Annotated in this window: 9 protein-coding genes; 4 read left to right on the plus strand and 5 right to left on the minus strand. The window is 69.7% G+C overall.

The window, feature by feature from the left end:
* Positions 1 to 66 precede the first annotated feature (66 nt).
* The gene (locus VN378_RS01575) at positions 67 to 765 is read right to left on the minus strand and encodes a DUF938 domain-containing protein (protein ID WP_325740328.1); all 699 of its coding nucleotides are present in this window, start codon (positions 763 to 765) and stop codon (positions 67 to 69) included.
* A gap of 206 nt (positions 766 to 971) precedes the next feature.
* Between VN378_RS01575 and VN378_RS01580 the strand changes: the two genes are divergently transcribed.
* Together VN378_RS01580 and VN378_RS01585 are read left to right on the plus strand one after the other, a co-directional pair.
* Positions 972 to 2,816, plus strand: a complete 1,845-nt coding sequence (locus VN378_RS01580) for a phosphoenolpyruvate carboxykinase (GTP) (protein WP_325740330.1) — start codon at positions 972 to 974, stop codon at positions 2,814 to 2,816.
* 2 nt (positions 2,817 to 2,818) lie between these two features.
* Positions 2,819 to 3,865 carry an FAD-dependent oxidoreductase gene (locus VN378_RS01585; RefSeq protein ID WP_325740331.1) on the plus strand — a complete coding sequence of 349 codons (1,047 nt, stop codon included), beginning with the start codon at positions 2,819 to 2,821 and terminating at the stop codon, positions 3,863 to 3,865.
* Here the strand turns inward: VN378_RS01585 and VN378_RS01590 are convergent, their stop codons facing one another.
* Positions 3,866 to 4,594, minus strand: coding sequence for a TonB family protein (locus tag VN378_RS01590; RefSeq protein WP_325740332.1), 729 nt, complete (start codon positions 4,592 to 4,594; stop codon positions 3,866 to 3,868).
* Between the two features lie 193 nt (positions 4,595 to 4,787).
* Here VN378_RS01590 and VN378_RS01595 point away from each other — a divergent pair, with 193 nt between their 5' ends.
* Both VN378_RS01595 and VN378_RS01600 read left to right on the plus strand, forming a co-directional pair.
* Positions 4,788 to 5,585, plus strand: a complete 798-nt coding sequence (locus tag VN378_RS01595; protein ID WP_325740334.1) for a transglycosylase SLT domain-containing protein — start codon at positions 4,788 to 4,790, stop codon at positions 5,583 to 5,585.
* Between the two features lie 76 nt (positions 5,586 to 5,661).
* Entirely contained in the window at positions 5,662 to 6,804 is a 1,143-nt protein-coding gene (locus VN378_RS01600; protein ID WP_325740336.1) for a DUF2336 domain-containing protein, read from the plus strand.
* 53 nt (positions 6,805 to 6,857) lie between these two features.
* On the opposite strand, the gene VN378_RS01605 is transcribed toward VN378_RS01600, so the two are convergent.
* From VN378_RS01605 to VN378_RS01615, 3 genes are all read right to left on the minus strand, one after another.
* A complete protein-coding gene (locus VN378_RS01605; protein WP_414642201.1) occupies positions 6,858 to 7,289 on the minus strand; it encodes an Hpt domain-containing protein in 432 nt (143 codons plus the stop codon).
* Between the two features lie 110 nt (positions 7,290 to 7,399).
* Positions 7,400 to 8,182, minus strand: coding sequence for an NAD kinase (locus VN378_RS01610; RefSeq protein WP_325740340.1), 783 nt, complete (start codon positions 8,180 to 8,182; stop codon positions 7,400 to 7,402).
* Between the two features lie 31 nt (positions 8,183 to 8,213).
* A partial coding sequence (locus tag VN378_RS01615; RefSeq protein ID WP_325740342.1) for a DUF2336 domain-containing protein occupies positions 8,214 to 9,309 on the minus strand: 1,096 nt, incomplete at its 5' end.

Consider the following 9,309-nt stretch of genomic DNA (forward strand, 5'->3'; position numbering starts at 1 on the left):
GCGGGGGCGTTTGCGCCTGGGCCGCGACGGGCGCGGCGATCAGCGCAAGGGCGAAGATGAGCGGTTTCATGGTCGGGCCTCCGTCTGTTCGTCCTGCCGTCCCACCTCGGGGAGGCCGGCGCAAGTCCGGCCTGGACGGCGCCGGAACAGCAGCATCAGATTGTTGGCGGGCATCTGGATGCGCAACGTGAGCGCCAATCCCGCCGATCCGGCCGCCTCCGCGATCGCATCCCGGTCCCGCAAACCCCAGGCCGGATCGCGGCTCTTCAGGCTGGCGTCGAAAGCCGCGTTGGATGGGGCGAGCGGACTGTCCGCCTCCCGATAGGGTCCGTAAAGCGCCAGCAGCCCGCCGGGCGGCAGCGATCCGCCGGCCAGCATCATCAGCCCTTCGGTCGCCGCCCACGGGCTGATGTGGACCATGTTGATGCAGACGATCGCCTGCACCGGGTGGTCCGGCCAGGTCGCCGCGTCCAGCATGTCCACCGCCAGCGGCAGACGCAGGTTCGGCAGGTTTGCGGCGTCCGCCCGGGCTGCGATGCTGGCCCGCGCCTCTGCCGACGGATCGCTGGGCGTCCAGTCCAGACCGGGCAGGGCCGCCGCAAAGGCGACGGCGTGTTCGCCCGAACCCGCCGCGATCTCCAGCACCCGGCCCCGCGCCGGCAGATGGGCGCGCAGCACCTTCAGGATCGGCCCGGCGTTCCGCCCCGCCGCAGGCGAGACCAGGACTCCCGCCGGAGTCAGGGAATTGACATCCATCGTCTGCATGGCTGTCCGGATACCCCGCGCGCCCTCCCGCAGGGAACGGAAATATGCAGCGGCGGCCGGAGGTTCTGCTCGCGAGAGGTTGAAACGTGCATCGGTTGACGCCGCGTCCGCTTCGGTGTCATTCCGGCTGAAACATTGCGTGATGAGCCACGCAAGGGAGAGCCACGGCGGCGTCAGATCGCCGGGCGACGTTCAGGAGAGTGCGCGTGACGGACACCATTCCCGGCCTGCATCCGGCCCCCACCAACCACGCCGGCCTCGTGGCCTGGGTCGAGCAGATCGCGGGTCTGACGAAGCCCGCCCGCGTGCATTGGTGCGATGGTTCCGAGGCCGAAAAGGCGCGGATCGTCAGCGACCTGATCGACAAGGGCACGCTGAAGGAACTGGACCAGACGAAACGCCCCGGCTGCTACTACGCCGCCTCGGATCCGAAGGATGTCGCCCGCGTCGAGAGCCGCACCTTCATCTGCTCGGCCAATCAGATCGACGCCGGCCCGACCAACAACTGGGCCGACCCGGTCGAGATGCGCAGCCGTCTCAACGGCCTGTTCGACGGCTGCATGGCCGGCCGCACCATGTACGTGGTGCCGTTCTCTATGGGCCCGCTGGGCTCGAAGATCAGCGCCCTGGGCGTCGAGATCACCGACAGTGGCTATGTCGCCGTCTCGATGGGGGTCATGACCCGCATGGGCCAGCCGGTGCTGGACCTGATGGGCGAGGACGGCTTCTTCGTCCCGGCGGTGCACACCCTCGGCGCCCCGCTGGCCGAGGGCCAGGCCGACGTGCCGTGGCCGTGCAACGACGACAAATGGATCGTCCACTATCCCGAGACCCGCGAGATCTGGTCCTACGGCTCGGGCTACGGCGGCAACGCCTTGCTGGGCAAGAAATGCTACGCCCTGCGCATCGCTTCGGTCATGGCCCGCGACGAGGGCTGGCTGGCCGAGCACATGCTGATCCTCAAGCTGACCGATCCGAAGGGCCGCGCCAAATACGTCGCCGCCGCCTTCCCCTCGGCCTGCGGCAAGACCAACCTGGCCATGCTCCAGCCGAGCATCCCGGGCTGGAAGGCCGAGACCATCGGCGACGACATCGCCTGGATGCGTTTCGGGGATGACGGCCGGCTCTACGCCGTAAACCCGGAAGCCGGCTTCTTCGGCGTCGCCCCCGGCACCAGCCGCAACACCAACCAGAACGCGCTGGCGACCCTGGCGTCCAACACCATCTTCACCAACACCGCCCTGACCCCCGACAACGATATCTGGTGGGAAGGGCTGACGAAAGAGGCGCCGGACGGTCTGACCAACTGGAAGGGCCAACCCCACGACCCGGCCTCGGGCGAGCCCGCCGCTCATCCGAACGCCCGTTTCGCCGCCCCCGCCGGCCAGTGCCCGGCCATCGCGCCCGAGTGGGAAGACCCCAGCGGCGTGCCGATCGACGCCATCCTGTTCGGCGGCCGCCGCGCCTCGGCCGTGCCGCTGGTGACCGAGGCCTTCGACTGGGAGCACGGCGTCTTCATGGGCTCGTCGGTCGCCTCGGAAGGCACCGCCGCCGCCGAGAACGCCATCGGCGCCCTGCGCCGCGATCCCTTCGCCATGCTGCCGTTCTGCGGCTACAACATGGGCGACTATTTCGCCCACTGGCTCTCCATGGGCGGGCGCACCGAGGCGGGGAAACTGCCGCGCCTCTACTTCGTCAACTGGTTCCGCAAGAACGACGACGGCAAATTCGTCTGGCCGGGCTTCGGCGACAACGCCCGCGTCCTCAAGTGGATTTCCGAACGCCTGGACGGCGAGGCCGAGGCCGTCGACACTCCGGTCGGCCGCGTCCCGGCCCGGGACGCGCTGGACCTGTCGGGCCTGACCCTGTCCGACGCCGACCTGTCGACCCTGCTGGATGTCGACGCCGAGGTCTGGGCCGAGGAGGCGTCGCTGATCCCGGACTTCTACGCCCAGTTCGGGGACCGCCTGCCGCAGGCGCTGTGGGACCAGCATGCGGCGCTCACGACCCGTATCGAGGCCAACCGCGCCGCCGCCATCGCTGCGGAGTAGGCTTGCATTCCGTTCGCGGGCGGCCGATCTGGTCGCCCGTGACTTCTTCCCCGGATGTGATCGTAATCGGCGCCGGCGTGCTCGGCCTGTGCTCGGCGGCCGAGCTGGGCGCCCGCGGTCACGCTGTCACGGTCGTCGATCCCGGCGGCCCCAACGCCAGTTCCGCCGCAGCGGGCATGATTGCTCCGGCGCTGGAATCCCTGTCTGACGACTCCACGCCCGAGCGGGCCGCCTTGCTGAGGCGCGCCCGCGACCGCTGGCCGGGCTTCGCCGAAGCCTTCGGCCTGGCCCTGCACCGCGACGGCGTGGACTGGCGCGGTCCCGATATACCCGCCTCTGTCACCCGCCTCGTCGCCATGGGCTTCGCCGCCAGCCCCACGCCGACGGGGCTGACCTCGCCCGACGACTGGCGCGTCGACGTCGCGGGCGCCCTCAAGGCGCTCGCCCGGGCTCCCGGCGTCACCGTCATTCGCTCTTCCGTGGCGCGGTTGTCCGCCGATGCGCGCCGCTGGCGGGTGGAGGCCGAGGACGGGCGGACATGGTTCGCACCGACTGTCGTCCTCGCCACCGGCGTCGCCGCCCCGCTCCCGGGTTTGCCCCGCCGGGCCGCGGCCGCCGTCGCCCTCGTCGAACCCTTCCGCGGTCAGTTGACGCCGGTCGCCGCTCCGGCCCCGCCACAGACCCTGCGGACACCCGAGCTCTACATCGTCCCAACCACCAGCGGCGTGGTCATCGGAGCGACCATGGAGCGTGGGCGTCGCGATATCGAACCGGACCTGGCCGAATCGGCCAGCCGCGTGGCTGCCGGCCTCGCCCTGCTCGGCGTCGAAGGCGAGGCGGGGCCGCCTCGCGTCGGCGTCCGCGGGGCCTCTCCCGACGGCCTGCCGCTGGCCGGTCCCGCCGGGGAGCCAGGCCTGCACCTTGCCCTGGCCCCGTTCCGCAACGGCTGGCTGATGGGACCGCTCGTGGCGCAGGTCGTCGCCGACGGGATCGAGGGCAGGGCGTCCATGGCGGATGCCGCCGCCCTCGACCCGCTCAGGTTCGCCTGATCAGTCTTCCGGCAGGGTGAAACGCAGGTTGATGCTGACCCGCGACCCCTCCGCCGCGCCGTCGACGGTGCGCGGATTGATCTGGAAACGGCGCGACAGGCTCTGTGCGGCGCGGCCGAAGCCGTAGCCGTCCGGCGTCTCGCGCGTCACATTGCAGTCCGTCACGCCCCCGGTCGGCAGGACCAGACAGTTCAGCGAGGCCGAGCCCGAGACGTTGGCCTGCACCGCGCGCCTCGGATAGGCGTCCATCATCTGGTCGGCCGAGGGCTGCCGCGACCAGCTCGGGTTCCGGATCACCGGGGCGGGCTTGGCGACCGGTTCGGTGGTCGTGCTGTCGGGCGCGACAATGTCGACGAGCGTGTCGGTCGTGAAGACCGTCGTATCGCCCACGGGCTTGTCGCTGGCTTCGGTCGGCAGGGTCTCGGTCGGCGTCCGGGTAATCGGCGGATCGTTGACGTCGGGATTCGGCGCGGGCGGCGTCTTCGCCTCGACGGGCTTCGGAGGCGGAGGCCGCCGGAAGGTCATCACATCAATGATAGGCCCCTCGGGTGGCGCGACCACCGCCGGCATCTCGAAGCGCTGATAGTAGAGAGCGACGCCCAGGCCGGCGTGCGCCGCCACCACGATGCCGGTGGCGATCCAGGTCGCCCGCGAAAACCGGGGTCGTTTGCGTTCGTTGAAATCAAGCGGATGCACCAGTCCGGGTCCGCCAGCGGTCTTCATCATCATGGCCGTCACTCCCTGTCTCTCGCCGTCCCCACAGCGTCCCACGGAGAAGTTGAGCGCCGGTCTTGCGGCAAGTTTTGGACGAGCCTGGCCATGGAAACGCCACGGGATTGCACGGCCGCGGAAGTTAAGGGACTGTGGACGTTAATCTCGCCGTTAGGATTTGATTAACCACGAGCCGCCAGCGTCGTGACTCATGAACATCGGAGCGATTCCATCCTCTGGCGGAGTCGAGGCGGCCATCCGGCGCGCCTCGAACGCCACTGGCGTGGACGCCGACTTCCTGGTCCGGACGGCCCGCCGCGAAAGCGCGATGAACCCCTCCGCCAAGGCCCGGACGTCGTCGGCCGCCGGCCTGTTCCAGTTCATCGAACAGACCTGGCTCGGGACGGTGAAGGCGCACGGGGCCAAGCATGGCTACGGCCAGTACGCGGACCTCATCTATCGCGGCGGCGACGGCCGCTGGCGGGTCGAGGGCTCGGCCCGCAATGTGGTTCTGGATCTGCGCTTCGATCCGCAGGCCGCCTCGACGATGGCCGCCGAGCTGACGGCGTCCAACGCCGCCTATCTGCGCGGCCGGTCGGGCCGTGAGCCCGGCGCCGGGGACTTGTACGCCGCTCACTTCCTTGGACCGGCGGGCGCGGCCCAGCTGATGGACGCCATGGACCGGCGGCCCGGAAGCCCGGCGGCGGCGATCTTCCCGGAGGCCGCGTCGGCGAACCGCTCGATCTTCTATCGCGATGGCCGACCGGCCACCGTGGCCGAAGTTCACGCCAATCTGCAGCGCAGCGCGGGCGACGGGGCTCCGGCGGCCGCTTCCCCATCCCGTCAGACGGTTCCGGACCTGACGGAGCGGGAGCAGATGCTCGCCGCCCGTCTGGATCGACTCAAACAGGACCAGAGCCTGCTGACCCTGCTGCTGGGGCAGGACGGGGACGGCAAGAGCGGCGGCTTCGGCGGCGCCTTCGGTCCTGACGGCAAGGCAAGCATCTGATCGCGAATCCCGTGATGGTAAACCGCCCGTTAGGGATGACGGGCCGATGTTGCCCGGCAACCGCCTGGATCCGCCCATGACCGCCTATCGCGCCCGCCTGACCGAGATCGACATCCATCGCCTGATCAAGGCGACCGATGAGGACGAGCGCGCGGCTGCGGCCCACAAACTGTGCCGCAGCATGGACAAGGCGCAACTGGGCGAGGACGACCGGGCGGCGGCGCAGAAAATCCTGCGCATGCTGTCCCAGGATGCGGCCGAACTGGTCCGCCGGGCCATGGCGGTGACGCTCAAGGCCTCGGACCTGATTCCCCGGGACGTGGCGCGGCGCATGGCGGCTGACGTGGACAGCGTGGCCTTGCCGATGATCAATTTCTCGCCCGTCTTCACCGACGAGGATCTGATCGAAATCGTGCGGGCCGGATCGGCCGTGCGCCAGGTCGCCGTGGCCAGCCGTCCGAAGGTCGGGCGGGACGTGGCCGACGCGGTGGCGGAAGTCGGCTGTGAACAGGCCGTCCGGACGCTGGCGGCGAACGACAACGCCGATGTCGGCGAAGCCGCCCTGGGGCGCTGTGTCGACCGGTTCGGAACCTCGTCCGAGATCGTGGCGGCCATCGCCTGGCGTCAGGTCCTGCCGTTGACGGTGACCGAGCGGCTGGTCGAACTGGCCTCGGACGCCGTGCGCGAACACCTTGTCACCCGCCATGCCGTCGCGCCGGAAACGGCGATCCGTCTGGCCGCCTTCGCGCGTGAGCGGGCCACCGTCGATCTTGTCGATCAGGCCGCCAGCCAGGCAGACCTGCCGCAGTTCGTGGCCAGTCTGAACGCCCGCCGCGCGCTGACGCCGTCGCTTCTGCTCCGGGCCCTGGCCCGGGGGCAGATGACGCTGTTCGAACATGGCGTGGCCGAGTTGGCCGGGACGCCGCTGGTTCGCGCGTCGCTGATGATCCACGACGCCGGCCCGCTCGGCCTCAAGGCCGTTTACGACCGCGCCGGCCTGCCGCCGCGGCTGTTTCAGGCTTACCGCGCCGGGGTCGACACCTGGCGCCAGCTTCAGGCGGAAGGGGCGGATACGTCGGGCGACGAGTTCCGCCACCGGATGCTGGAGCGGTTCCTGACCCAGCGGCCAAATGCGCCGCGCGAGGATCTGGCCTATCTGATGGAGCGGCTGGACCACGATCCCCTGCCGGCCAAGGCCCGGCTCAACGCCGCCGCCTGACAGCAGAACGCCCGCCGGTCAGGCGGGCGTTGGCTTTGGTCGGGACGAGCCGGTCAGCCCAGGTGTTGGGCGACCCGGGCTTCGAGGGTTTCGGCCAGCACCTTGCCGACCGGATGATCGTCGGTCTGGATCTGGTCGCGGACCACCGCCTTGATGGCGTCGATGTGGGCGTCCAGCAGGATCACCGGCGCGGCCATGCGCTTGCCCGGGTCGTCCATCATCTTGCACAGCGAACCCGCCAGGCGGGTCACCAGCGGATACTGATAGGTCGTGCCAAGGCCCTTCAGATCGTGGGCGCGGAAATACAGCGCCTCAGCCGTCTGGGCATTGTAGCCTTCGCTGCGGATGTCGGCCTGGGCCTTGTCCAGTTTTACGATCTCGTCCTGCAGCCATTGCCCGAACTGGGACGACATGGCCTTGAGGGCGGCTTCCGCCTTGGCGATGGCGCCGGCGTCGATCCCGCCGAAGGCTCCGCCGACCTTCATCCGAAGGGTGTTGGGCGGGCGAATGACCTGGGCCGGGTTGCTCACAGCGGACTCCTGAATACGGCTAAAAGGCAGTCTGGCCCTGTGTTCCTAAAAAACGGTGCACGCCCTCAGGAAGCGAACTGTTCGGCCAGAACCCGCTCCTCGAACGAGCGTCCGGCGTCGAACAGCATGGTCAGGGCGATGTCGCGGCGCTCCCGCACCTCGACGCGTGCGACGCGGCGAACCTCGAAGCTGTCGGCCGTGGCGCTGACGGGCCGCTTGTCGGCCTCCAGGACCTCGAAACAGACCCTGGCCTGATGCGGAAGCAGGGCGCCCCGCCAGCGGCGCGGGCGGAAGGCGCTGATGGGGGTCAACGCCAGGACCCGGGAATCCAGCGGAATGATCGGCCCGTGCGCCGACAGGTTATAGGCCGTGGACCCCGCCGCCGTGGACAGCAGGCAGCCGTCGCACGACAACTCCTCCAGCCGCACCCGGCCGTCCACGCTGATGCGCAGCTTGGCGCTCTGGCGGGTTTGACGCAGCAGGGAGACCTCGTTGATCGCCAGTCCGCTGTGGACCTGACCCGCTTCGGTCCAGGCGTCCATCTGCAGCGGGTGAATTACCGCCCTGCCGGCGCCGGCCAGCCGTTCCAGCAGTCCTTCTTCCCCATAGTCATTCATCAGGAAGCCCACCGACCCGCGGTTCATGCCGAACACCGGGATGCGTCGGTCCATGACCGTGTGCAGGGTTTCCAGCATGAAGCCGTCTCCCCCAAGCGCGACGATGACCTGGGCCTGGTCGGGCTCGACCGAGCCGTAAAGGGACGTCAGTCGTTCCCGGGCGCTTTGCGCCTCGGGCCGGTCCGAAGCCACGAAGGCCAGCCGCAGGTCTGGAAGGGGGAGATCACTCACCCGCCCACGCAAGCCGAGCCGGCCGGCGAAGTCAAACGGCGGCTTTTAATTCGCGATGGCAATCGGCGATCAGCACGCGAAAGGCCCGGGCCGCCGAATTGGAGGACAGGGCGCCGCGCAGCCAGACCGCCTCGCCCCTGTCGCCCGGCAGGGACTGGTTGAGCTTGCGCAGTTCGGTCAGCAAGGTCGGGAACACCGCCCGGTCGATGCCGACCGCGGCGCAGGCGTAGTAGAGGGCTTCCGGCGTGGGGGCGTTCAGGGCGTCCCGGATGTCGCCGGCTGCAAAACCGCCCAGGGAGGCGAGGCCGTGAACGAACAGGCTCAGACGTTTCTCGCGCACGGCGCGGATGAGGAACCCGGCCCGTAGCTGGCCCGAGGACTGCAGCTTGTCGATCAGCCGCCGTTCCATCTCATCGCGATCAGCGTCGTTCTGCGGGATGTCGTCCGCGCGCGCCTGACGGATGACGCCTTCGACGGCGTCGTAGACTGCGGCGCCCATCGCCTTTTCATCGACATTGAATCGGGCCGAGATCGACTGGCGCAGGGCCGTGCCGACCCAATGGTACATCTGCTCCGCCAGGGCCTCAGTCAGGCGCGGATGACGGGTCAGCGGCGCCCGCAGGGCGGCGATGCGGCGCGAATGCTCGACCAGGCGGCGGACGCCGTCGACGCTCAGTTCGGCCGTCCGGTTGGTGGCGAGGGCGGTCAGCACCGCCGGCTCGCCGCGTTCGATCACCGCGTCCGCGACCCGGCCGCTGATCTGCGGGCGGCGGGCGATGGCGATCTGGTGCTCGAGCGACGCCTCGATCATGACGCGCAGCAGATCGTCGTCCTGCAGAATGGGACTCGCCGTCAGCACCGGACGGGCGATTTCGATCTCGTCCAGCGCCAGTACGTTCACAAGCGCAGCCGGCGCCCAGTCCGCGTGCGCCAGTTTCTCGGACAGAACCTTGCGAACCTCGCGCTCGGCCTGGCGCGCCAGGGTCAGAAAGATTTCGCCGAGGACCGGCGAGAGCTCCCCGGAGGGCGGGCTGGCGTCGCACAGCGCCACGACGCCGAGCAGAAGCCGTTGCCGCGCGTCCGGGCTGGCGTTGCGGGCCAGGGTCAGAAGCTCGCTGGCGCGAGGG

The organism is Brevundimonas sp. (genome assembly GCF_035561115.1).
Classification (GTDB): Bacteria; Pseudomonadota; Alphaproteobacteria; order Caulobacterales; family Caulobacteraceae; genus Brevundimonas.

Bases quoted from the DNA above. Each gene is read 5' to 3' on its own strand.
- VN378_RS01605 (WP_414642201.1), bottom strand. From the start codon at position 7,289: ATGAAGGTCGGCGGAGCCTTCGGCGGGATCGACGCCGGCGCCATCGCC.
- VN378_RS01575 (WP_325740328.1), bottom strand. From the start codon at position 765: ATGCAGACGATGGATGTCAATTCCCTGACTCCGGCGGGAGTCCTGGTC.
- VN378_RS01595 (WP_325740334.1), top strand. From the start codon at position 4,788: ATGAACATCGGAGCGATTCCATCCTCTGGCGGAGTCGAGGCGGCCATC.
- VN378_RS01600 (WP_325740336.1), top strand. From the start codon at position 5,662: ATGACCGCCTATCGCGCCCGCCTGACCGAGATCGACATCCATCGCCTG.
- VN378_RS01590 (WP_325740332.1), bottom strand. From the start codon at position 4,594: ATGATGATGAAGACCGCTGGCGGACCCGGACTGGTGCATCCGCTTGAT.